Source organism: Brevundimonas sp. FG8 (genome assembly GCF_057808845.1).
In genome coordinates, this window is the sequence record NZ_JBMDIU010000001.1 from 21484 (window position 1) to 44251 (window position 22768).

Here is a 22768-nt window from a genome sequence, read left to right on the forward strand (position 1 = left end):
AATGACCTACATCCTCGGCGGCTGGCAGTCGGACTTCGCGCGCAACTACGCCCGTGAGGGGCTGGAGATCGGCGACGGCTTCGCGGAGGCCGTTCACGGCGCGCTGGATCAGACGGGGCTGGAACCGGAAGACATCGACGTAGGCCACGTCGGCAACTTCGTCGGCGACCTGTTCACCGGTCAGGGGATGTTGGGCGGTTTCTTCGCCATGGCGGACGACCGGTTCACCGGCATGCCCGCCTCGCGCCATGAGGCGGCCTGCGCCTCGGGCAGTCTGGCGATCATGGCGGCGACGGCGGACATCGAGTCCGGCCGCTACGGGACCTCGCTGGTGCTGGGTCTGGAGATGATGCGCAACGTCCCCGGCGTGACGGCCGCCGAGCATCTGGGCGCCGCCGCATGGGCCGGGCACGAATATCTGGACGCCACCTATCCCTGGCCGCGCGCCTTCTCGGACCTGACCGAGGAGTACGACCGCCGCTACGGCATCAGTGAGCAGCATCTGCGCCGGATCGCGCAGATCAATTTCGCCAACGCCAAGCGCAATCCGAACGCCCAGACCCGGAACTACCAGTTCACCGAGGCCAGCTTCTCGAACGACGACGAGGCCAATCCGGTGATCGAGGGGCGGGTGCGCAAGACCGACTGCGGGCAGGTGACGGACGGGGCCTCGGCCATCGTTCTGGCCTCGCCGGAGCGGGCGGCCGAGTATGCGCGCAAGCGCGGGATTCCGCTGGAAAGCCTGCCGCGCATCAAGGGCTGGGGCCATCGCTGCGCGCCCATCGACTATGGCCGGAAAATCCGGGCCAGCGAGGGGCAGGCCTATGTCTTCCCGCAGGTGAAGCGGGCCATCGACGATGCCCGCGCGCGCGCCGGTGTGACGCTGGAGGAGATCCACGCTGTCGAGACCCACGACTGCTTCTCGATGACTGAATACATGGCCATCGACCATCTGGGCCTGACGGCGCCGGGCGAGAGCTGGAAGGCGATCGAGGCGGGCGACATCGAGATGGGCGGCAAGCTGCCGATCAATCCGTCGGGCGGCCTGATCGGCTGTGGTCATCCGGTGGGCGCGACGGGCGTGCGGATGGCGCTGGACGCGTTCAAGCAGACGACGGGCACGGCGGGCGAGATGCAGGTCGAGGGCGCGCGTAACGTCCAGACCCTGAATATCGGCGGCTCGACCACGACGACGGTGAGCCTCGTCATCGGGGTGTGAGCGAGACTCCGGAGACCGGATAGATGGTCGAAATACACCGTCTATGCCGTCTATGCCGTCTATGCCGTCTATGGCGTCTATCGAAAGGACGCGTCTCCAGCGTGCCTTAGACGGTCGAAAAACACCGTCTATGGCGTCTATCGAGTCTATCCCGTCCATCAAGCGGGCAGCATTTCGAAGGTTAAGACGGGCCATTTCAGCAGGATGGCATGCCGGTGCGTCAGTATTGGACGTATGGCCCCTGTTGCTCTCGTCATCCTCCGGCGAGCATAGCGAGACCGGGGACCCACCGGCGCCGCGACGGCGGCGAAACACAGACGGTCGAAGCCGAAAAACGCCTGCGCTCCCGACAGCTTCGCGCTCTCGCGCGCCGCTGGGTCCCCCGGTCTGCGCCGCTGCGCGGCTTGCCGGAGGATGACGATAGCAGCAGGGGTTAGCGGGGCGAGCGGATCGACACCCCCACCGTCCCCTGAGCGATCACCAGCCCGTCCGCCGTCGAGACGGTCGCCTCGACCACGGCCTTGCGGGCGTCGCGGAAGACGATGCGGCCGACGGTCTCCAGCCGGGCGCAGTCCAGCGGCGCTGCGTTGAGGAAACGCATCGACAGGTCGGTGGTCAGCAGGCTCTGTCCCGGCTCCAGAATGGTCATCACTGCGCTGCCGCCCGCCACGTCCACCAGCGCCGCCGAGACCCCGCCGTGGACCAGCTCCATGAAGTTGGCGTGGCCGGGGTCCAGATCGCAGACGATGCGGACGGACCCTTCATCGAACTCAACCGGCCGGGCGGCCAGGCGCTGGGGGAAGCCGCCGACGCTGTCGGCCCGCTGCGCCCAGCGGCGCAGAAGCTCCAGGCCGGTCGCGGTGGGGTCGAGGTCGAAGTCGACGGGCGCGATGGCGTTCACGCCGCCGCGCCCCGGACCGTCCGTCCTCCGGTCCTCGACTGGAAACGGGCGACGGCGGCGTCGTATTCGCCCGCCAGCCGGTCGACGATGTCGGCGACCGGCTCGACGGCCCGGACGGACTCCAGCCCCTGACCGGCGGCCCAGATGTCGCGCCAACGCTTGGTCGATCCGCCCGAGGTGTAGTTGCGATCCGGGGCGGCGCCGAGGTTGTCGGGGTCCTGACCGGCGGCGATCAGGCTGGGGCGCAGCCAGGACGCCGGGGTGCCGGTGACGGAGGCCGAAACGACCAGATCGTCCGGTCCGGAGTCCACCACCATCTGCTTGTACTCGGGCTGGGCCATGCTCTCGGCCGAGGCCAGGAAGCGGGTGCCCATGTAGACGAAGTCGGCGCCCGCGGCGACCGCGCCCGCCACGCCCGCGCCGTCGCCGACGCCGCCGCCGACCGCGATATAGCCGTCGAAGAAGTCGCGCACCGCCGAGATGAAGGCGAAGGGCGACAGGTGGCCGGTGTGGCCCCCGGCGCCCGCGCTGACGCAGGCCAGACCATCGACGCCGGCTTCAGCCGCCTTCTTCGCCAGCTTCATCGAGACGACGTCGGCGAAGACCAGACCGCCGTAGGACTTCACCGTCTCCATGACCGGCTTGGGCGAGCCCAGCGCCGTGATGACCACGGGCGGCTTGTACTCGGCGATCAGCCGCAGGTCCTCGGGCAGGCGGGCGTTGGTCGAGTGGGTGATCATGTTGGCGATCCACGGGGCGTCGCCCGGCTTCAGCGCGTCAGTGATCGTGCCCATCCATGTGTCGAGGTCCTCGACCGTGCGGCAATTCGGCGTGGGGAAGGCGCCCCCGATCCCCGCCTTGCAGGCGGCGATGACCAGTTCCGGCCCGCTGATCAGGAACATGGGCGCCGCGAACACGGGCAGGCGCAGGGTATCGAAGGGGGAGGTCATGCGGAGGGGGTCTCGTTGGCGACGGACTGGCGAAGCTCCCGTTTCAGGATCTTGCCGACAGGGTTTCGGGGGAGGGCCTCGATGACGTCGAGGCGTTCGATCTGCTTGTAGACGGCGATGTGACGGTCGCCGGTCAGGAAGGCGTTGATCTCGGCCATGCTTGCGCTTTGGCCGGGACGGAAAACGACGAAGGCCGAGAGGCGCTCGCCCAGATTGGGATCGGGGGCGCCGACGACGGCGGCCTCGGCGACGGCCGGGTGGGCCATCAGATGGTTCTCGATCTCCTCGGAGGAGATGTTCATGCCGCCGCGGATGATGATGTCCTTCAGGCGGCCGACGAATTTCAGATACTGGAGCCGGTCGCCGGCCAGTTCGAACAGGTCGCCGGTGCGGAACCAGCCGTCGGCGTCGAAGGCGCGTTCGTTGATCTCGGGCGCGCGCCAGTAGCCGGAGAAGATGGTCGCGCCCTTGACCCGCAGCTCGCCCGGCTGACCGGCGGTGGTGATCTCCTCATCGGTCTCGGGATCGACCAGACGGGTGAAAATGCGGTCGTGCAGGACGCAGGCCCATTTGAACCCCTCGCCCAGACGCGGGAACAGGCTGGCGCGGTCGGCGGCTTCGGGCAGGTCCTTCAGCGCGGAGGGGAAGGACGCCCCCTCGTTGGAGCCGAAATAGTTGACGATCTGGACGCCGTATTTCTCGTGGAAGCCCCGCACCATCCACTCGGACAGGGGCGCCGAGCCCGAGCCGATGGACTTCAGCCGCCTGAAGTCGATGCCCTCCAGCATGGCCTCATTCTGGAGCAGAAGATTCAGCACGGCGGGCGGGGCGACGGTGTAGTCGATCTTCTCGTCCCGCATCTGCCTGAGCAGGACCTGCAGGTCGAACGGATGGTGCTGGATCAGGGCGCCGCCGAGCAGCAGCCAGCCGATGAAGGCGGTGGAAATGCCGCCCATATTGACCATCGGGAAGGGGTTCAGCAGGCGGGCGCCGGGCTCGAGATCGGCGGCGTCGATGACGCCGTGGCCCATGATGAGCCACTCATTGTGGCTACGCGGCACGCCCTTGGGCTGGGCCTCGGTGCCGGAGGTCCAGCAGATGGTGACGATGTCATCGGCGGTGATGCGCGCATCCTTCGCCGCCTTCTGCGCCGCCTTGTGCTGGGCGGGCGTGACGCCGTCCATCAGGGGCTCGAGGTCCAGACCGCCGTCCGGGCAGGTGGCGCCCAGGACGAAGATGTGGCGCAGGGTGGGGCAGGTCGCCTTCAGCGCGACGATCATCTCGCCGTGCATCTGCTTGCCGATGCGGTCGTTGGTGATGGCGGCGACGGCGTCGGTGCGGTCGATGATGTAGGACAGCTCATGCTCGCGGTACTGGACCGGGGCGGGGCTGACGATCACGCCCAGCCGCAGGCAGGCCAGATAGCTGATGGTCAGCTCGGCGATGTTCGGCAGCTGGACCACGACGACGTCGTCCTTGCCGATGCCGTGGGCGGTCAGGACGGCGCAGAGGCGGTCGACGGCGTCGGCGGTCTGACGCCAGGTCAGACGCTCGGCGGTCCCGCCGACGATGTCAGGGGCGTTGAACGGATCGACCAGGGCCTCGGTGTCGGGGTGCGCCTTCACATGCTTCAGGAACAGGTCGTCCAGAGTGACGTCGCCCCACCAGCCCCTGGCCTTCATCTCACGGATGCGGTGTTCGGGAATGACGATCATGGGCGGGCCTCCTCGGCGGTGTTGGCGTCGGGATAGAGCAGGCTGCGGACCTCGCCGCGCACGACCTTGCCGACCGGGTTGCGGGGCAGGGCGGGCATGAGGTGCAGGCGTTTGGGGGTACGGACGGGGCCGATGGCGTCGCGGACGAAGGCGCGGATGGCGTCGTCGTCCACGAAACGGGCGTCGACGGCCACGGCGGCCTCCAGACGCTCGCCCCAGACGTCGTCGGGCAGGCCGAAGGCGCAGGCTTCGCGCACGGCGGGGTGGGCGTTCAGCGCCGCCTCGACCTCGCCCGGATAGACGTTGTAGCCGCCGGTGATGATCAGCTCCTTTGAACGACCGATCAGGGTCAGGCGGCCGTCGGCGTCGATGCGGCCGATGTCGCCGGTCTTCAGCCAGCCCTCGTGACGCGAGGCGGCGGTCAGATCGGGGGCGTCCAGATATTCGGTGCGGGCCAGATCGCCGCCGACCACCACCTCGCCCTCTCCGCGCGGGACGACGTGCCCCTCGCGGGTCAGCAGGCCGACGGGCGTGCCGGGGAAGGGGCGACCGACGCTGGACCGGAGCGTGGGATCGGCGGTCTCGACAGCGCCCAGACCTGTGATGGCCATGGGGGCCTCGGTCTGGCCGTAGAGGCTGGAGAGGACGGGGCCGAAGCGGCAGACGGCCTGCGCGACGCGGCCCGGCGACATGGGGGCGGCGGACCAGGTGAGGTGGCGCAAGCGCGGGAAGTCATCGGGGCCGAAGTCCGTCTCGCCCATAAGCAGGGCGATCAGGGTCGGGGGCATGAAGACGACGCTGACCCGATGCTTCAGCTCGGACAGGATGGCGGCGCGATCGGGCGTGGCCAGCAGGACGTGGGCCCCGCCCGCCGCCAGCACCGGCAGGATGTAGTGGGACGAGCCGTGGGTCAGGGGCGCGACGGCCAGGTTCACGTCATCGGCGGTGAAGCCGTAAAACTGTCGGAGCGAGCGCAGGGCGGCGGCGCCGCTGGCCTGAGACTGGATCACGCCCTTGGGCACGCCGGTCGAGCCGCCGGTGAATTTCAGGGCGAAGGGCGCGGCGGGGTCGTCGAAGATGGCGGGCGGGGCGACGTCGGGCAGGCTGTCCAGCCAGGCCTCCAGCGGCAGGGGGCGACGCGTGGCGCCCAGCACGCCGATAGAGCCTGCGTCGTGCAGGGTCAGCGCCAGACCGGCGCGGCGCTGGAAGTCCCCGTTCAGCCCGGCGCCGTTGCGTGGATTGAGCGGCGTCCAGACCGCATTGGCGCGCAGGATGGCGAGGTAGGCGACGACATGCCGCCAACTGTTCGCCGCGCACAGGCCGATGCGGTCGCCGGGCTGGATCCCGCGGGCCGTCAGGCCGGCGGCGGCGCGCTCGACGAGGGCGATCAGCGCGCCGTGGGTCAGGGTGACGTCGCCGTCGTACAGGGCTGCCCGGTCGGCCTTGGCGGCGGCGTTTTCGTAAAGGGCGCGGATCGGGTGGGTCATGCGGCCCACCGTTCCAGAACGGTGACGACGGTGGCCGCTTCCTCGACGCCGAGGAAGCCGCCGCCGTTCTCGGCCACGGCGATGCGGGCCTGTTCGACCTGACGCGGGCCGGCCTCGTCGCGCAGCTGGGTGGTCAGTTCGAACAGCTGGGCGAGGCCCGTGGCGCCGACCGGATGACCCTTGGCGACGAGACCGCCGGAGGGGTTCACGGGGGTCCGGCCGCCCAGCGCGAAATCGCCCGTCGCCACCCGGGCGCCGACCGTGCCGGGCTCGGCGAGGCCGAGGTTCTCGATCTGCTGAAGCTCGGCGTAGCTGGTGGCGTCATGGACCTCGACGACGTCGATGTCGGCGGGTCCGATTTCGGCCTGCTCACAGGCCTGTGTCGCGGCCCGGCGGCCGATGTGGTTCGCGAAGTCGTCGGGTGCGCGGGCGCCGGCGCTGACCAGAGCACAGCCCCGGACACGGACGGCGCGCCCGGCGGCGCCCAAGCGCTTCAGGCCTCTGGCCGAGCAGACGATGGCGGCGGCGGCGCCGTCGCTGACCGGGGCGCACATGGCGCGGGTGAAGGGGAAGACGATGGGCTTGTCGGCCAGCACCTGAGAGGCGGTCATGGCGGTGCGATACTGGCTGCGCGGATTGTCCGCGGCGGCGGTGTGGTTCTTGGCGGCCAGCAGGGCGAGATCGAGCGGGGTCGAGCCGAAGCGGGCCATGTGGGCGCGGGCCTGCGCGGCGTACAGGTCCATGAACAGGCTGCGGCCATCGGTCGGAACTTCGCCGCCCATGGCGCGGATGTAGTCCAGAACGGCCTCGCGGTCGTGAATGTCGGTTCCGCCCGCGAAGGCGGCGGCGACCCGGTCGGGGCGGTCGGGGAAGACCATCTTCTCGACGCCGATGACGAGGCCGACATCGCCTGCTCCGGCGCGCAGCCAGTGGATGGCTTGCAGCAGGGCGGTGGAGCCGGAGGCGCAGGCGTTCTCGACATTGACGACGGGGATGCCCGTCAGACCGAGCGGACGCAGGGCGATCTGGCCGCGCACGGTGTTCTGTCCCTCCAGCATCGGCTGCCGGGTGTTGGAGAACCACGCGGCCTCAATGTCAGCGACGGCCGCGCCCGCGTCGGACAGGGCGGCGGTGACGGCCTCGGCGGTCAGCGTCTTGACGCTGTCGCCCGGCCGCTTGCCGAAGGCGGTCATGGAGACTCCGGCGAGGAAGACGTCCTGTGTCGGGGGGGCGCTCATGCCAGCGGCCGCCGTCGCTGGACGATGCGGAAGCGCGAGGCGACGAAGGCCAGATCGGCCAGGCAGGCGTTGCCCGCCGGGTTCAGGCCGGTGACGTGATAGTCGCTGTAGGCGGCGGCGAAATTGATCCACATCGCGCCGGTCAGGTTGATCGACAGGTTGGCGCCGGCGGTTTCGTAGGCCGGAATGGCACGGTCGATAAAGGCCTCGTCGGTCGAGTAGAGGTAGGAGCTGATCGAGCCCTTCGTCTTCGCCAACCAGGTCGCCTCCATCACCGCCTCTTCGGCGGGACGGGAGACGAGGAACAGGACAGGGCCGAAGCGTTCCTCCGCATAGATTTCGGGATCGCTGTCGCCCTCGATGGCGATAACCAGCGGGGTCAGGGTGCGGGCGTTCGGGAATTCCGGATGCGGATAGGGCGCGGCCTCGCGCAAGATGCGGGCGCCGGGCGTGGCGACGGCGGCGCGGCGGGCCTCGGCCACGACGTCAAGGCTGACCTGCCCCTGAATGGCGCCCATGACCCCGGCGGCTTGAGCCGGGTCGGCGGCGAGGGCGTCGATCTGGTCCACGATGGCCGTGGACATCGTCTCGAACAGGTCCGGCGCGATGTAGATGACCTGGGGGCTGGTGCACATCTGGGCCGAGAACAGGCTGGACGAGCGGGCGATGGCGCGAGCCACGGGGTCCACGTCCGTCACGCTGTCGATGACGACGGTGTTCACGCCCGCCGTCTCGGTGAACAGCAGCTTGCCCGTCACTGTCCGCTCCAGATGGCCGCCGTATCGGGGGCTGCCGGTGAAGTCGATGATCTGGACGTCCGGGTGATCGACGAACCGGCCCGCGACGGGCGCCGCCAACGTATCGACCGCCAGCGTCACGAGGTTCGGGTCGAAGCCGAAATCAGCCAGCACCTGACGGCAGGTCTCGACCCCGATGGCCATGGGCAGGATGGCGATGGGGTGCGGCTTCACGATCACCGGATTGCCGGTGGCGAGGCTGGCGAAGATGGCAGGCCAGGCGTTCCAGGTCGGGAAGGAGGCGCAGCAGATCACCAGCCCGACGCCGCGCGGAACCAGCGTGTAGGTCTTCTTCAGGGCGACCTGATCGGCGCCGAAGGGGCGGTGGTAGTCGGCCTCCGGCGTGACATCGCGCATGGCCTTGGCGGCGTAGGCGAGGGCCTCGACGCCGCGATCCAGCGCATTGGGGCCGGAACCGCTGAAAGCCTGTACATAGCTTTGACCCGCCACATGCATGACGGCGTGGGCCATCTCGAAATTGCGGTCGTAGAGGCGCCGGGCCATCTCAAGGCAGAGGGCGAGGCGCAGTTCCGGATCGGCGTCCCGCCAGCCGGTCATGGCCTGTACGGCGGCGGCGGCGAGGGCGTCCGGATCGCTGACCGGATATCGGATGCCGAGCGGCTGTTGCGTGAAGGGGGAGACTTCTTCCCCCACCGTCTCGCCGGTCGCGCCGGGCTGGTTCAGGTCAAAGGTGGTGTTCAGCCGCGCCTCGAAGGCGGCCTTGCCCGCCCCCGGCTTATCCGGGCCGTGGATCCTGGTCGAGGGCGAGTCGCTGAACGGACTCCACGCCTTGCGGGTGCGGACGGCCTCGATGGCGGCGTCCAGCGTCGCGGCATGGCGCGCGATCAGGTCAGCATGACGATCAGGCGAGGCCCCGTCCATGGTCAGCCGATCCGTTCGACGATCATGGCGGCGCCGACGCCCTGCGCTCCCGCGGCGACGACCAGACCATATCGGCCTTCGGCGGCGTCGAGCGCGTCGAGCAGGGTCGACAGCAGGATGGCGCCGGTCGCGCCCATCGGGTGTCCCTTGGCCAGATGGCCGCCGCCGACATTGACCTTGTCGGCGTCCACGTCCCGCTCGCGCAGGAATTTCACGATGGTGACGGCGAAGGCCTCCATGAACTCGATCCGGTCCATGTCGGACAGGCTGAGCCCGGCCTTGGCGAGCGCGCGGTCCATGGCGGTGAATCCGGCGGTCAGCGAAGCCTCGGGATCGCCACCGGCCTCGGCATAGGCGACGATCTTCGCGCGGGCGCCGTCGGCGGCGGCGCTGACCAGAGCCAGTCCGGCGCCGTCGCACATGGGCGGAGCGTGGGCGACGGTGTGGCGGTGGTCGATCTTCCGGCCGTTCAACGCCTCGGCGTACTGCTCGCCCAGCGGCGCGAAGGCGGCGGGCATGGCCGCGAGGCTTTCGGCGGTGGTCGAGGCGCGCGCGGGTTCCTCGGTGTTCAGGCCGTTCAGCGGGATGCGCGACTTCGTCAGGGCCGTGCCCTCGGCGGCGGCGGTGCGTTGCTGCGAGCGCAGGGCCGCATCGTCCATCTCCTGACGGGTGACGCCGATGTCCTCGGCCAGCCGGTCGGCGGCGACCACGACGGGAATGTAGCGGGTGCGCGGCGGGAAGCTGGCGTCCTCATAATAGTCGGCCTTGTCGCCCATGAAGGGGACGCGGCTCATCATCTCGACCCCGCCCGCCAGCGCGGTTTTCGCGTCCCCGGCGGCGACCATATTGGCGGCCTGCCCGATCGCGGTCAGGCCCGAGACGCAGTAGTTGTTCAGGCTGAAGGCGTAAGCCTCGTCCGGCAATCCGGCGTGCATCTTGGTGACGAGGGCGACATTGGCTCCCTGCGCGCCGACCTGCCCCACCGCGCCGAGGATCAGGGCGTCCACCTTGTGGGCGGCGCCGTCGTTGCGCTGGTCCAGTGCGTCGATCAGGCCGGAGACCAGTTCGTGTGGCTTGAGCGCGGCGAGGCCGCCGTCCGGGCGGGCCTTGGCGCGGGGGGTGCGGACGGCGTCGACGATGTAAGCGGTCATACTTTTGTCCTTCAGGCGACGATCTGGCCGCCGGGCGCCCATGTGCCGTGGAAGCCGGCGGGGACGCGGGCGGGCAGGGGGATGCGGGCGACGGGGCCGGCCTCAAAGTCCTTGGCCGCGATGACCTGGACCTCGGACTGGCCGGTGGCCTCGTCGGTGGCGAAGACGATGACGTAGCCGTCGTCCTCATCGACCGCGCCGACCCTTGGTGCAAAGGCCGGCTCGGAACCGCCGACGCCGGGGGCGAAGTCATGCGTCTTCGCCGCGCCGGTATTGAGGTCGTACTTGATCAGGCCCGAGAAGCGCTGAAGCTCCTGCGGGGCCATGGCGACGTGATAGGACCAGTTGGCCTTGCGGCCGGTGTAGTCGAGATTGACGACCGGGAACTCGCCGACGCGGTCGTCGAGCTGGCGCTTCTTCACCTGGCCGGTGACCATGTTCATCCGCCACTCGACCGGCACGGCGTTCAGGGCCAGCACGTTCACCATCGAGGCATAGGGGCCGTAAGCCGGGTTTGGCGGGAAGCCGTTCGGCGTCATCATGCAGGCGGTCATGACCACCTCGTCGCCGTCCTCCCAGCAGTTGGCGACGTGATAGATGTAGCAGGTGTCGGTCTCGAACCAGCGGACCTGATCGCCTGTCCCGGTCTTCGGCACGACGCCGAAGCGAGCGGGCTGGTCGGCGACCTTGATCTGCCACATCGCGTTGCGCAGCCCGGCGTCGGTGAAGACCACGGGCAGGTCGTGCAGGATGATGTAGTTCTCGGTCAGGCCCATGTCGTGCGGCAGGCGCGGTCCGGGCAGATCGACCTTCTGGAAATTCGTCAGCTGATTGTCGGCGCTGACGACGCCGAAGCTCATCCACGGCTCGTAGAGCGAATAGTCGAAGAAGCAGAACTCGCCCGTCTTCGGATCGACCTTGCCGTGGGCCGAGACGTGGCGCGGCAGGGCGCCGCCGAAGGTCTCGTTGCCGATGGTTTCCAGCGTGCGGGCGTTCACCCGCACCGGCTTGCCCGAGATGTACCACAGGGCCATCAGCGAACCGTTGTGGAAGACCAGATCGGTGTTGGCGGTGTCCTTGTAGACGAGGTCGCCGCGACCCGAGGCCGGGTTGCTCCGGGCCGAGGGGGCCAGGACGCCGCCCGCCTGGATAGCGAAGCCGGCCTGTTCGGCGCGATAGTCGTCCGTGCCGACGTAGCGGTTGCGGTACTCGGCCTTGCCGTTCTCGAAGTGGATGGCGTGAACCATGCCGTCGCCGTCGAACCAGTGGTGCAGGCCCGCGGGAGCCTGGGCCGGGTTTGGGCCGTTGCGGACGAAGGCGCCGTACAGATCCTTCGGAAGCTCGCCGATGACGGGCAGGTCGAGCGCCGTCGTCTCCTTCGCCACGGGCTCATAGAGGCCCTGCAGATAGGGGTTCATTTCGTTCAGCGGGGTCAGTTCGCCGGTCTCGATCCGGCGCGACGCGGCGGCGTCATCGGCCATGGTGCGGCTCCTTGGGTCTTGAATTGCAATCTGCCGAAATCGGTCCATCTCTGCAAGTTACTGCAGTCGAACAGCGGTCGCGGGGCGGGCTTTCAGGAAGGCTTCGAAAGCCTGATTCCCGTCCGTCGGCAGGGTCCAGTCCTCCAGTGACATCAACGGCCCCATGGCGGCGGTGAGGTCGTCCGGGGACACCTCGCCGGGCGGCTGGAACTGGACGCCGGGGCCCTCGATCCGCACCGCGCGACGCACCTTTCCGGCGCCCGCGACGAGGGTTTCGCCGTTCAGCGGACAGGCCTCGCTCATCAGCCAGCTGACGACGGGAGCGACGTATTCGGGCGGCATGGCCGAGCCGACCTCGTCGGTGACATAGGCCTCGGTCATCCCGGTCAGGGCGTAGGGGGCGACGGCGTTGGCGTGGACGCCCTTTGCGGCCCCTTCCAGCGCGATCACCCGCATCAGACCGATCAGCGCGGCCTTGGACGACGAATAGGCCGCCATGCCGTGGACCCCGTGCAGGCCCGCCGCCGACGTGGTGATGACGATCCGCCCGGCGCCCTGATCGCGCATGCGCCGGTAGATCGGCAGGGTGGCGCTGACGGTGCCGAAATAGTTGATGTCGAAGACCGCGCGCAGCTCGGCCAGCGTCTGCTTGTGCAGGCTCTTCGCCTCGGGCGCGCCGGCGTTGTTCACCAGCCCGTCGATGCGGCCAAAGGCGGTCAGGGCGGCGTCCAGCAGGCGGTCGCCCGCGTCGTCCTGCTCCACCGCCAGCGGGCAGGCGACGGCCTCGCCGCCCATCTCCCGGATGCGCTCGACCACAGCCTCGGCCGAGGCCGGCTGGCCCGACGCGCGGGGACGGGTGTTGACCACCACCTTCGCGCCCCTGGACGCCAGATCCAGCGCATAGGCCAACCCCAGACCACGCCCCGCGCCCGTGACCACGATGACCCGATCTTTCAATGACCGTTGTTCCATCGGCTTCTCCCTACTTGCGTAAAAAGACTTGCAAACTTGGTCCATTGGCGCAAGTTACTATTCCTGTCGAGCTTCCGATCAACGAGAAGCCGCTGCCCTGGGGAGGGAAACGCCAATGAAATCAGTCCACGCCACCACTGCGTCCGTCGTCGCCCTGCTGATGGGCGCCGCGCTGGCCACGCCCGCGCTCGCGCAACAGGCCCCGCAGGATGAACCCGGCGCCACCGCGCTGGAGGATGTGGTCGTGACCGCGCAGCGGCGCGAGCAGAGCCTGCAGGAGGTGCCGATCGCCATCACCGCCTTCGACGCCGAGACGCTGGAGCGCACGGCGGCGACGGGTATCTCGGACATCGCGGCCAAGGCGCCGGGCGTGACCCTGACGCAGTTCAACATCGGCGAGCCGCAGCTCTACATCCGGGGTGTCGGCACCTCGAGCGACTCGGCGGCCAGCGACCCCTCCATCGGCTTCTCGATTGATGAAGTGTCCATCGGCCGGTCGGGCGCCAGCGCCCTGTCCTTCCTCGACATCGAGCGGGTGGAGGTCCTGCGCGGGCCGCAGGGGACGCTGTACGGCCGCAACGCCTCGGGCGGGGCGCTGAACATCTACACGCGCAAGCCGGTGTTCGATAACACGGGCAATATCACCGCCCGCATCGGCAGCTTTGATGAGTACGGGCTGGAAGGCGTGATCAACCGGCAGGTCGGCGACGACGCCGCCATCCGGTTCGCCGCCCGCTACACCACCAATGACGGCTATGCCGAAAGCCTGCCCAGCGGCGACGGTCTGGAAGGCGGCACGTCCTGGGGCGCGCGCCTATCGTTCCGTCGGGACGCGGGCGACTGGAGCTTCCTGTTCAGCGGCGACTATTCGCAGGACGACATGGACGGCCACGCGCGGATTCCGGTGACGGCGTCCGGCACGGCCCCGGCCTTCGTGACCCTGATCGACACCCTGCGCGCCGGTCTGAATGTGCGGCAGAGCTTCTCATCGCCGGACAATTTCCAGGAGCGGACCAACTACGGTCTGACCGCCCGGATCGAGCACTCGGGCGAGGCGTTCGACTTCGTCTCCCTGACGTCGTTCCGCGACAACGACTACAGCTGGCGCGATAATCTGGGCGGCCTGCCCTTCCCGGCCTTCCCTCTGGAAGTCGATGACCGCGCGAGCGAGGACGCCAAGCAGTTCAGTCAGGAGTTCCGTCTGGTGTCCAAGCCGGACTCGGCGATCAACTGGGTCGCCGGCGTCTATGCCTTCCAGGAAGAGATCGAGCGTACCGAGCGCTTCATCGTGCGCGCGGCCCTGCCGATCGCGCCGCCGTCGTTCGGTGGCGACACCACCTTCTTCCAGGAGGCGACCAACCGCAGCTTCGCGGTCTTCGGTCAGGCCAACATCCCGTTCGCGAACATCTGGGAGCTGACGCTGGGCGCCCGCTGGACGCATGACTATCGCGAGATCCATCAGGTCGCGATCGACAACGACGGTGGCGCCAATCCGCCGGTCGGCATTCCGCTGGGGCCGACGGGCTCGCCATACAATGTGCGGGGCGACGAAAGCTTCTCGGAGCCGAGCTGGAAGATCGCGCTGGCGGTCGAGCCGATCGACAACGTCCGCTTCTATGCAAGCTATGACCGCGGCTACAAGGCGGGGTCCTTCCCGTCGACGGCGCAGTCGGGCGCGCAGGCGCTGATGCCGTTGGCGTCGGAGCTGCTGGACAACTACGAACTGGGCGTGAAGTCGACCCTGTTCGGGCGCTGGCGCTTCAACGCGGCCGCCTTCAAGCTCGAGTATCAGGACCTGCAGGTCTACGAACTACTGGGTCTGGCGCTGGTCACCTCCAATGCGCAGGCCGAGGTCGAGGGCTTCGAGATCGAGACCGCGCTGGCGATCACGAACAACATCACCATCGGCGGATCGTACACCAGCCTTGACGCGCAGTTCACCTCGAACGCCATCTCGGGCGCGCTGGTCCTGCCTTACGACGGCAATACCCTGCCGCGTTCGCCGGACAGCCAGTACACCCTGTATGTCGACAGCGAGTGGGACGTGGCCGGCGGCGTTCTGGCGGCGCGCGCCGACTACCAGTGGACCGACGACTTCTACTTCGACCCGTCGAACAATCCGGAAGTCCTGTCACCCGCGCATGACTTGGTCAGCGCCTTCGTGTCGTGGGAAGCGCCCTCGGGCCTGAAGGTCTCGCTGTACGGGAAGAACCTGACGGACACCGAGTATCAGACCCACATCATCAAGAACGTGGGTGTCGGCTTCAGCGTGTTCGGGGCTCCGCGGTCGTTCGGCCTGGCCGTCACGCAGAGCTTCTGACGAAAAAGAGGATCAGGCGGCGCCGGTGGTTTCCGGCGCCGTCGCCTCGACCTCCCAGCGGATGTTTCGCGGGTCCAGCAAGCGGCCGGTCTTGAGGTCGCAGACGACCGGATGAATCGCCTCTCCGGTGCGGGTGTCGACCAGTTTCAGCGGCGGCCCGTCCGGGCACAGCCAGCGTTCGGCCCACCCGTGCATGGCCATGATCATGGGGAACAGGTCCAGTCCGGCCTGCGTCAGCCGGTACTCGAAGCGCGGCGGCGCCTTCTGGTAGAGCCGCTTCTCCAGCACGCCGTGCAGCACCATCCGGTTCAGACGGTCAGCCAGGATGTTGGTCGCCACGCCCAACGCCTCGTGGAACTCATCGAACCGGCGCAGTCGGAAGAAGGCGGCGGCCAGCACCGCCCAACTCCAGTAGTCGCCCATGATGTCGGTCGAGCGGTCGATGATCGCCCGGTCCGTCTCGATCGGCTGGGTGCGGCGACGGCGGGAGGTCGGCGGCGCGATCGGCGTCAGACCCTCGCCCGCCTCGCCCCGGACATAGCGGGGATCGACCGGATGGCCGCGCTCATGATCGAAGATGGCGGGGGTGACGGCCTCGCCGGTGTGGCGATCATAGAAGGCGAGGGCGTAGCGTTCCTGCAGCGGAGAACGCGCCCATTTGCGCTCCCACTGACCCTGCATGACCGCGACCCCGAACATGTCGAGACCCATCTCGGTCAGCCGGTACTCCATCCGGGTCGGGGACTCCTTCGCCGGGCGCTGTTCCAGCAGGCCCGAGGCGACAAGACGGTTCAGCCGGTCCGTCAGCACGCTGCGCGGCATGCCCAGCCGGTCGCGCCACTGGGAGAAACGGCGCGCCCCGTAGAAGGCTTCACGCAGGATGAGTTGCGTCCACGCATCCCCTGTCACCGCGAACGCGCGCGCGACGGGATTGCCCATGATCAGATCGCGGGTGGAGATGTGGTCCACGAGCCCTCGTTTCAGTCCTGCCCCGGACTGTTCTGGCATAAATTGCACTGTGCCGGGAGCCGCCGTGCATAGCGGCGCTCTCCCTGTCTGGGCTGCGTTTTGCTGCGCCGCAAGACACAATTGGGAAGCCCCCGCCATTGGGGGGATGGCGGGGGCTCGACGGTCACGCGGTCAGGCTGCGGGGGGGAACGTCGCCGACCGCTGAACGTGCTGATCAAACGTGGGGTCGCGCCGGGTCCGTCGCAACGGACCGGACTTTTTCGTCGCACCCTCTCCGAGGCGATAAATCCTGTTTTGCAAGTCAGTCGTCGGGGGTAGGGTGATCCCCAGATCCGGACAACCGGACGGTACGGGAGAGTGGCGTGCGGGATATGGTCGAGGACTTTCATCAGGCCCCCTGTCGGCCCATACGCTTCGGCGATGTCGGGCTGGAGATCGAGCGGCGCGACGACGGAACCCTGATCCTGTCGGCAAAGGCGCCGCTGGAGCCGTATGAGCGCAATCTGATGCGCCGCTTCTGGGCGCTGGGCGAGACGCAGGGCGACAAAACCTGGATCGCGGAGAGAGACGGCGACGGCTGGAAACGCCTGACCTACGGCGAGGCCCGGCGCGATGTTTCAGCGGTGGCGAACTGGCTGAAGGCGCGGGGCGTCCTGGCCAGCCGGTCGATCCTCGTCCTGTCGGGCAATACCCCGACCCATGCGCTGTGGATGTTCGGGGCCATGGCGGCGGGCGTGCCGATCTGCTCGGTCAGTGTGAACTACTCGCTGCTCAGCACCGACTTCGAGCGGCTGCGTCATGTGGTCGATCTGGTGCGTCCGGCCGTGATCTTCGCCGAGACCGCGGAATTCGCCCGCGCGGCGAAGGCTATCGCGCCTGCTGACGCGGTGATCGTCAGCGCCGAGGCGGATGCCTTCCCGGCCGGGACCGTTGCGATGTCAGGGGTGCTGTCGGAACCGGACGTGGACGGGATCGGGCAGGCGCTCGAGGCGCTCGATCCGACCGCGCCCGCCCGCTACCTGCTGACCTCCGGCTCGACCGGACGACCCAAGGCGGTGATCCACACCCAGGCCATGATGACCGGCAACACGGCCAGCGGCGCGCAGGCCATGGGCGACGCCTTTGACTGGGGCGGGACCATGCTGGACTGGCTGCCGTGGAGTCATATCGCGGGCTCGTCCCTGCTGACCAACATCACCTGGCTGGGCGGGACGCTGCATATCGATGACGGTCGTCCGACCGCGACCGGCTTCGCGGCGACCCTGCGCAATCTGAAGGAGGTCCCGGTCCGCTTCTACGGCACCATGCCCAGCGGTTACGCCATGCTGGCCGACGCGCTGGAGGCGGATGAGGACTTGCGGAAAACCTTCTTCAGCGAGCTGCGCGTCATGCTGTTCGGCGGGGCGGGCCTGCCGCAGCCTTTGCACGACCGGCTGCAACGGCTGGCGGTGGCGACGACGGGTCAGCGGTTCATGTTCGTGTCCGGCTATGGCTCGACGGAGACGGGCTCCGCCATCAGCTACACCTGGTGGGAAAGCACACGGGTGGGGATCGGCCTGCCGGTGCCGGGCGCGGCGCTGAAGCTGGTCCCGGCGGACGGCGCCTATGAGGTGCGGGTCAAGGCGGCCAGCGTGACGCCCGGCTATCACGGCGATGAGGCGCGGACGCGGGAGGTGTTCGACGAGGAGGGCTTCCTGCGGATGGATGACCTCACCGACTTCCACGATCCGGATGAACCGCTGCTGGGTCTGTTTTTCGCCGGGCGTCGGGTGGAGCAGTTCAAGCTGGCCAACGGCACCTTCGTCGCGGCGGGGCGTCTGCGCACCGACCTGCTGGAGGCCCTGCCGGGGATGTTCCGGGACGTGGTCATCTGCGGTGAAGGGCAGGCGGACCTGCGGGTGCTGGCCTGGGCCGACCCGGAGGCCGTGCGTCGGCTCGGCGATGAGGCGGCGGTGCAGGCCGCCGTGGCCGAGGGCCTGCGCCGATACAACGCGACCCACACCGGCCAGAGCGAGCGGCTGGCGGGACTGCTGTTCCTCGAAACGCCGCCGGACGTCGAGGGGCATGAGGTGTCGGACAAGGGCTCGATCAACCGGGCCATGGTCCTGCGCCGCCGGGCCGGGGATGTGGCGCGGCTGTATGCGGGCGGCGAGGGCGTGATCCTGCCCTGAGCGCGGGGGAGAGGGCTCAGGCCCCCGCCCTGACCGCCTGCGCCCACGCCAGCCGGGCCAGTTCCGGGAACTCGTCCGCGCGCTTGCGGGCCTTGGGCGAGACGGCGTTGCCTCGGATCACCCGGCCGCGGATGCCGTGGATGATGGCGGCGAAGCGGAACATGTTGAACGCCACGAAGACGTCGAGGTCGGGCAGGTCGCCACGCCCGGTCCGCTCCGCATAGGCGGCGACATAGTCGGTCTCCGCCGGGATGCCGAGCGCCTGAAGATCACGGCCCGCCAGACCGCCCAGATGCGTCGGCATCCGGTACATCATCAGATGGTAGGCGAAGTCGGCCAGCGGATGGCCGAGGGTCGACAGCTCCCAGTCGATGACCGCCGCCACCTCGGGTTGATCCGGGCGCAGGATCAGGTTGTCGATGCGGAAGTCGCCGTGGATGATCGCGGTCTCATCCGGCAGTTCGCGGGCTGCCAGCCAGTCGGCCAGCCGGTCCATGTTGTCGTCGCGCCCGGCGTCGGCGTCCTCGCGATACTGGCGGGTCCAAAGGGCGGTCTGGCGCTGGACGAAGCCGCCGCGACGGCCGTAGTCGGACAGGCCCAGCGCATCAATGTCGAGGCTGTGCAGCCGCGCCAATGTCGCGTTCATGCCGTCGAAGGTCGCGGCGCGCTCGCCCGGATCGGCGATGTCGGTGGTCGGATCCCAGACGATCCGGCCCTCCACATGGGCCATCAGATAGAAGGCCGTGCCGATCACCCCGGGGTCCTCGCAGACGCCGAGGATGCGGGGGACGGGGAAGCCCGCCTCGCCCAGCGCGCCCATGACCCGCGCCTCACGCAGCACGTCGTGAGCCCCCTTCAGCAACGGCCCCGGCGGCTTGCGGCGCAGGACGAAGCTGTGCTCGCCGACGGTGACGCCATAGGTCGGATTGGACTGGCCGCCCGAGAACTGGGTGATCGTCAGCGGGCCGGGCGGGACGTCCATCCGCGCCCGCATCCACGCCTCCAGCGCCGCCGCGTCCAGCTCGAACCCGGCGCGCACGCCTGCATCTTCACTCACGGGAACATCACTCAAAGAGATTGGCCGTCGTCGATGACGAAGACCCCGCCGGTGATCGGCGCGGCGTCGTCGGAGCCCAGCAGGATCAGGGTCGGGTCCAGCCCGTCGCCCGGCATCAGGCGGCGGCGGGGGAAGCCCCTGATCTGCTTCTCGCCGCCGGGGCTGGAGAACCAGTCGGAATTCATCTCCGTCTCCAGATAGCCGGGGCAGACGGCGTTGACGTTGATCCCCACGCGCGCCCATTCGCGCGCCAGTCCCTTGGCCAGCGACACGACCGCCGCCTTGGAGGCGCAGTAGCCGACGAGGCCCGGCAGCTGCAGCCGGGCGCCGATGGAGGCGATCAGGACGACGCGGCCGCGTCCGGCTTCCGCTGCGCCGTTCGCCCTGAACACCCGGGCCGCCTCGCGCGCGGTCAGGAAGGCGCCGCGCACATTGACGGTGAACATCTGGTCGAACTCGGCCACCGGCGCGTCAAGCGCGAGGCCCGGCAGGCCGATCCCGGCATTGGCGTAGACGGTGTGCAGCGGGCCCAGCGCCTGTTCGGCGGCGGCGATGCCGGCGATGACGCCGGCCTCGTCCGCGACGTCCATCGCGACGGCGAAGGCTTCGCCGCCGTCGGCCCGGATCGCGTCGACGAGGCTGGCCAGACGGTCGGTGCGGCGGGCGGCGACGGTGACTTTCGCGCCTTCGCGCGCGGCGACGCGGGCCAGATGCTCGCCGATCCCGGACGAGGCGCCGGTGATCAGGATGTGGCGCCCCTCAAGGCGTCCGGACTGTTTGCCGTCAGCGGGCATGACGCAGCCTCGCCGAACGGTCCACGGTCGCGACCGAGGCGGGAGACGTGCCGGCGCCCAGCCCTTCCAGCCCGTCGGCTTCCAGCTCGGCCAGGGCGGTGCGGAGGTCCTGGATGCGGGCGGCGGCTGCGGTGATCTCGGCGTCCAGGAAGCGGGCCACGCCATCGCCGCCGTCGGTGGCGGTCAGGGCGGCGTGGATATCCGGCGTCGGCATGCCCAGACGGCGCAGGCGGGCGATCAGGGCCGCTCGCTCGCGCTGGTCCACGTCATAGCAGCGCGCGCCCGAGGGACGCCGCCCGGCGGTCAGCAGGCCGATGTCCTCATAGTGCCGCAGCGCCCGCAGGGTGGTGCCCGTGCGCGCCGCCAGCTCGCGGATGCTGATCGCCGGCCGATGCGCCGGACTGGTGGATGCCCTGTGGTGCAACGGTACGACCGTCATCATTTCCTCCGTCACTTGCGTAACCGAACCTGCCGTTATCAGTCCGTCTTTGCAAGTGACTTGGGCGCGCGATCTCGCATCTTTCGCGCGGGCGATCGCCGGACGCGCGGAAGCGACCCTGCGGCGCGGGCGATGACACAGATTTTCAGGGAAGGCCCAATCTTCCGGTTTCGGAAGACGGAGAGAATGGCGCACCCGGAGCGATTCGAACGCCCGACCCTCAGATTCGTAGTCTGATGCTCTATCCAGCTGAGCTACGGGTGCGGCTGCCTCTCGGCGAGGGCGGGTCTCTACCCCACGTGCGGCGGGGGGGCAAGACCCGATGCCATGCTTTTCTGCACGAAATCCACGAGTCCCGCTTCAAGGGGTTTCGTCGCCCCCCGGGAAGCGGCAGGGTGTTTCCCCTCCCCAAGCCTCCCCAGAGCCTGAAATGCGTCAGAGTCCCTTCCGTCCCTTCCGCACGTTGGCGGCGACCGCCGCGCTTCTCGGGATGGCGGTGGCGGGCTGTACGGGCGGGACGGGGGCGTCACCCGCCACTTCCACCCCCATTCCGGCGCAGGCCGAGGCTCCGCCCGCGCGCGGCCCGTTCGTGGCCGCCGCCAATCCGCTGGCGGTCGAGGCGGGGATGCGGGTGCTGCGCGACGGCGGTTCGGCCGTGGATGCGGCCGTGGCCGTGCAGGCGGTGCTGGGGCTGGTGGAGCCGCAGTCGTCCGGTCTGGGCGGCGGCGCCTTCATGATGGTCTATGACGCCGCCTCGGGCGAGGTGACCAGCTATGACGGCCGCGAGACGGCGCCCGCCGCCGCCACGCCGGAACTCTTCTATGAAGACGGCCGCCCGCTGGACTTCGTGTCGGCGGTGCTCAGCGGCCGCTCGACCGGCGCGCCGGGCGCGGTGGCCATGCTGGCCGAGGCGCAGAAGGCGCACGGCCGCCTGCCCTGGAGCGCCCTGTTCAGCGACGCCGAAAGGCTGGCGACCGACGGCTTCGTGGTCAGCCCGCGTCTGGCCGGGATGATTTCCGGGCAGGCGCCGCAGGCTCGCACGCGCTGGGCGACGGCCTATTTCACCAAGCCGGACGGCACGCGCTATGTCGCCGGAGACGTGCTGAAAAACCCCGCCTACGCCCGCACGGTCGCCGAACTGGCCGCGCAGGGGGCGGAGGTCTTCTACCACGGTCACATCGCCCGCGAGATCGCCGAAACGGTTGCGCAGGAGCCGCGTCCGGGCGCCCTGACCGCCGCCGACATCGGCGCCTATCAGCCGCTCGAGCGGGGCGCCCTGTGCCGCCCGTACCGGATCTATGTGGTCTGCGTGCCGCCTCCGCCTTCGTCCGGCGTAGCCGTGCTTCAGCTGTTGGCCATGGCCGAGCAAACGCCGGACATCTCGCGGGGACCGGACAGCGTCGCGGCCTGGACCGCCTTCGCCCAGCTGCAACGGCTGATGTACGCTGATCGCGATCGCTACGTCGGCGATCCGGCCTTCGTCGGCGTGCCGGTGCAGGGCCTGCTGGACCCGAGCTATGCCGCGTCGCGCGCGGCGCTCGCGCCCGGCCTGACCGGCGCGGCCCAGCCGGGCACGCCTCCGGGCGGCGTGATGCCGGGACCGGACGCCACGCATGAGCCGTCGGGCACGACCCACATGGTCATCGTCGACGCCGCCGGGAACGCCGTCAGCATGACAACGACGGTGGAAAGCATCTTCGGCTCGGGCCGGATGGTCGGGGGCTTCTTCCTGAACAACCAGCTGACCGACTTCTCCTTCGCCCCGACGCGGGCGGACGGCGGACCGGCGGCCAATGCGGTGGCGGCGGGCAAGCGACCGCGCTCGTCCATGTCGCCGATCATCGTGCTGGACCGTCAGGGGCGGCTGGTGGGCGCCTTCGGTTCGCCGGGCGGCCCTTCGATCCTCGCCTATAACACCAAGGCCCTGATCGGGGTGCTGGACTGGAACATGCCGGTGCAGTCGGCCTTCGCCCTGCCCAATCTGGTGGCGCGTGGGGCCGGCTTCGGCGCGGATACGGACCGCTTCAGCCCCGCCTTGCGCGAGGGGCTGGCGGCCAACGGCATCACCCTGCGTCCCAACGCCAGCGAGAACTCGGGCTTGCACGGCGGCATCTGGCGTCAGCGCGCGGACGGACAATGGGGCTGGGACGGCGGCGCCGACGACCGCCGCGAGGGCGTGGCGCGGACGCAGTAGAAAACAGGAGCCAGGCAGCAGGCAGCAGGGT

The 22768-nt window shown here is 69.2% G+C and carries 17 protein-coding genes and 1 tRNA gene; 4 read left to right on the forward strand and 14 right to left on the reverse strand.

Annotated features, from left to right (window positions below; translation table 11 throughout):
* Position 1: 1 nt before the first annotated feature.
* Positions 2 to 1219 carry an acetyl-CoA acetyltransferase gene (locus ACODRV_RS00095; protein ID WP_488907010.1) on the forward strand — a complete coding sequence of 406 codons (1218 nt, stop codon included), beginning with the start codon at positions 2 to 4 and terminating at the stop codon, positions 1217 to 1219.
* A 433-nt stretch (positions 1220 to 1652) separates the two neighbouring features.
* Here the strand turns inward: ACODRV_RS00095 and ACODRV_RS00100 are convergent, their stop codons facing one another.
* Genes ACODRV_RS00100 through ACODRV_RS00140 form a run of 9 tightly spaced genes read right to left on the reverse strand, consistent with a single transcriptional unit; the run spans position 1653 to position 12793 of the window.
* Positions 1653 to 2120, reverse strand: a complete 468-nt coding sequence (locus ACODRV_RS00100; RefSeq protein ID WP_488907011.1) for a PaaI family thioesterase — start codon at positions 2118 to 2120, stop codon at positions 1653 to 1655.
* The gene (locus tag ACODRV_RS00105; protein WP_488907012.1) at positions 2117 to 3070 is read right to left on the reverse strand and encodes an NAD(P)H-dependent flavin oxidoreductase; all 954 of its coding nucleotides are present in this window, start codon (positions 3068 to 3070) and stop codon (positions 2117 to 2119) included. Before ACODRV_RS00105 ends, ACODRV_RS00100 begins: the two co-directional genes overlap by 4 nt.
* The gene (locus tag ACODRV_RS00110; RefSeq protein ID WP_488907013.1) at positions 3067 to 4785 is read right to left on the reverse strand and encodes a class I adenylate-forming enzyme family protein; all 1719 of its coding nucleotides are present in this window, start codon (positions 4783 to 4785) and stop codon (positions 3067 to 3069) included. The genes ACODRV_RS00105 and ACODRV_RS00110 overlap by 4 nt, the downstream gene beginning before the upstream one ends.
* Positions 4782 to 6272 (reverse strand): class I adenylate-forming enzyme family protein, encoded by a 1491-nt coding sequence (locus tag ACODRV_RS00115; RefSeq protein WP_488907014.1) that lies wholly within the window; start codon positions 6270 to 6272, stop codon positions 4782 to 4784. Before ACODRV_RS00115 ends, ACODRV_RS00110 begins: the two co-directional genes overlap by 4 nt.
* Complete coding sequence (locus tag ACODRV_RS00120) at positions 6269 to 7510, reverse strand: thiolase family protein (RefSeq protein ID WP_488907015.1); 1242 nt, start codon at positions 7508 to 7510, stop codon at positions 6269 to 6271. Before ACODRV_RS00120 ends, ACODRV_RS00115 begins: the two co-directional genes overlap by 4 nt.
* Positions 7507 to 9189, reverse strand: coding sequence for an aldehyde dehydrogenase family protein (locus tag ACODRV_RS00125; protein ID WP_141625675.1), 1683 nt, complete (start codon positions 9187 to 9189; stop codon positions 7507 to 7509). The genes ACODRV_RS00120 and ACODRV_RS00125 overlap by 4 nt, the downstream gene beginning before the upstream one ends.
* Before the next feature lie 2 nt (positions 9190 to 9191).
* Positions 9192 to 10340: an acetyl-CoA C-acyltransferase gene (locus ACODRV_RS00130; RefSeq protein ID WP_488907016.1), complete on the reverse strand. Its 1149-nt coding sequence runs from the start codon at positions 10338 to 10340 to the stop codon at positions 9192 to 9194.
* 11 nt (positions 10341 to 10351) lie between these two features.
* Positions 10352 to 11821 carry a carotenoid oxygenase family protein gene (locus tag ACODRV_RS00135; protein ID WP_488907017.1) on the reverse strand — a complete coding sequence of 490 codons (1470 nt, stop codon included), beginning with the start codon at positions 11819 to 11821 and terminating at the stop codon, positions 10352 to 10354.
* Between the two features lie 57 nt (positions 11822 to 11878).
* The gene (locus ACODRV_RS00140) at positions 11879 to 12793 is read right to left on the reverse strand and encodes an SDR family NAD(P)-dependent oxidoreductase (protein ID WP_141625678.1); all 915 of its coding nucleotides are present in this window, start codon (positions 12791 to 12793) and stop codon (positions 11879 to 11881) included.
* A gap of 115 nt (positions 12794 to 12908) precedes the next feature.
* On the opposite strand from ACODRV_RS00140, the gene ACODRV_RS00145 reads away from it, so the two are divergent.
* Positions 12909 to 15113, forward strand: coding sequence for a TonB-dependent receptor (locus ACODRV_RS00145; protein WP_488907018.1), 2205 nt, complete (start codon positions 12909 to 12911; stop codon positions 15111 to 15113).
* Between the two features lie 12 nt (positions 15114 to 15125).
* Here ACODRV_RS00145 and ACODRV_RS00150 read toward each other — a convergent pair whose 3' ends face one another.
* Positions 15126 to 16082: a winged helix-turn-helix transcriptional regulator gene (locus ACODRV_RS00150; protein WP_488907019.1), complete on the reverse strand. Its 957-nt coding sequence runs from the start codon at positions 16080 to 16082 to the stop codon at positions 15126 to 15128.
* A 371-nt stretch (positions 16083 to 16453) separates the two neighbouring features.
* Between ACODRV_RS00150 and ACODRV_RS00155 the strand changes: the two genes are divergently transcribed.
* Complete coding sequence (locus ACODRV_RS00155; RefSeq protein ID WP_488907439.1) at positions 16454 to 18253, forward strand: AMP-binding protein; 1800 nt, start codon at positions 16454 to 16456, stop codon at positions 18251 to 18253.
* Between the two features lie 16 nt (positions 18254 to 18269).
* On the opposite strand, the gene ACODRV_RS00160 is transcribed toward ACODRV_RS00155, so the two are convergent.
* The 4 genes from ACODRV_RS00160 to ACODRV_RS00175 all read right to left on the reverse strand — a co-directional run bounded on the left by ACODRV_RS00160 (position 18270) and on the right by ACODRV_RS00175 (position 20807).
* A complete protein-coding gene (locus ACODRV_RS00160; protein WP_488907020.1) occupies positions 18270 to 19310 on the reverse strand; it encodes a phosphotransferase family protein in 1041 nt (346 codons plus the stop codon).
* 11 nt (positions 19311 to 19321) lie between these two features.
* Positions 19322 to 20104 (reverse strand): SDR family NAD(P)-dependent oxidoreductase, encoded by a 783-nt coding sequence (locus ACODRV_RS00165; RefSeq protein ID WP_488907021.1) that lies wholly within the window; start codon positions 20102 to 20104, stop codon positions 19322 to 19324.
* Positions 20094 to 20543, reverse strand: coding sequence for a MerR family transcriptional regulator (locus tag ACODRV_RS00170; RefSeq protein WP_488907022.1), 450 nt, complete (start codon positions 20541 to 20543; stop codon positions 20094 to 20096). Before ACODRV_RS00170 ends, ACODRV_RS00165 begins: the two co-directional genes overlap by 11 nt.
* 187 nt (positions 20544 to 20730) lie before the next feature.
* Positions 20731 to 20807 (reverse strand) — tRNA-Arg (locus ACODRV_RS00175).
* A gap of 166 nt (positions 20808 to 20973) precedes the next feature.
* Between ACODRV_RS00175 and ACODRV_RS00180 the strand changes: the two genes are divergently transcribed.
* Positions 20974 to 22737 carry a gamma-glutamyltransferase family protein gene (locus ACODRV_RS00180; RefSeq protein ID WP_488907023.1) on the forward strand — a complete coding sequence of 588 codons (1764 nt, stop codon included), beginning with the start codon at positions 20974 to 20976 and terminating at the stop codon, positions 22735 to 22737.
* Positions 22738 to 22768 lie beyond the last annotated feature (31 nt).

Excerpts from the sequence above, each read along its gene's own strand:
- ACODRV_RS00180 (WP_488907023.1), top strand. The coding sequence starts at position 20,974 with ATGCGTCAGAGTCCCTTCCGTCCCTTCCGCACGTTGGCGGCGACCGCC.
- ACODRV_RS00110 (WP_488907013.1), bottom strand. The coding sequence starts at position 4,785 with ATGATCGTCATTCCCGAACACCGCATCCGTGAGATGAAGGCCAGGGGC.
- ACODRV_RS00130 (WP_488907016.1), bottom strand. The coding sequence starts at position 10,340 with ATGACCGCTTACATCGTCGACGCCGTCCGCACCCCCCGCGCCAAGGCC.
- ACODRV_RS00170 (WP_488907022.1), bottom strand. The coding sequence starts at position 20,543 with ATGACGGTCGTACCGTTGCACCACAGGGCATCCACCAGTCCGGCGCAT.
- ACODRV_RS00165 (WP_488907021.1), bottom strand. The coding sequence starts at position 20,104 with ATGCCCGCTGACGGCAAACAGTCCGGACGCCTTGAGGGGCGCCACATC.
- ACODRV_RS00135 (WP_488907017.1), bottom strand. The coding sequence starts at position 11,821 with ATGGCCGATGACGCCGCCGCGTCGCGCCGGATCGAGACCGGCGAACTG.
- ACODRV_RS00140 (WP_141625678.1), bottom strand. The coding sequence starts at position 12,793 with ATGGAACAACGGTCATTGAAAGATCGGGTCATCGTGGTCACGGGCGCG.
- ACODRV_RS00155 (WP_488907439.1), top strand. The coding sequence starts at position 16,454 with ATGGTCGAGGACTTTCATCAGGCCCCCTGTCGGCCCATACGCTTCGGC.
- ACODRV_RS00120 (WP_488907015.1), bottom strand. The coding sequence starts at position 7,510 with ATGAGCGCCCCCCCGACACAGGACGTCTTCCTCGCCGGAGTCTCCATG.
- ACODRV_RS00115 (WP_488907014.1), bottom strand. The coding sequence starts at position 6,272 with ATGACCCACCCGATCCGCGCCCTTTACGAAAACGCCGCCGCCAAGGCC.
- ACODRV_RS00125 (WP_141625675.1), bottom strand. The coding sequence starts at position 9,189 with ATGGACGGGGCCTCGCCTGATCGTCATGCTGACCTGATCGCGCGCCAT.
- ACODRV_RS00105 (WP_488907012.1), bottom strand. The coding sequence starts at position 3,070 with ATGACCTCCCCCTTCGATACCCTGCGCCTGCCCGTGTTCGCGGCGCCC.
- ACODRV_RS00145 (WP_488907018.1), top strand. The coding sequence starts at position 12,909 with ATGAAATCAGTCCACGCCACCACTGCGTCCGTCGTCGCCCTGCTGATG.
- ACODRV_RS00095 (WP_488907010.1), top strand. The coding sequence starts at position 2 with ATGACCTACATCCTCGGCGGCTGGCAGTCGGACTTCGCGCGCAACTAC.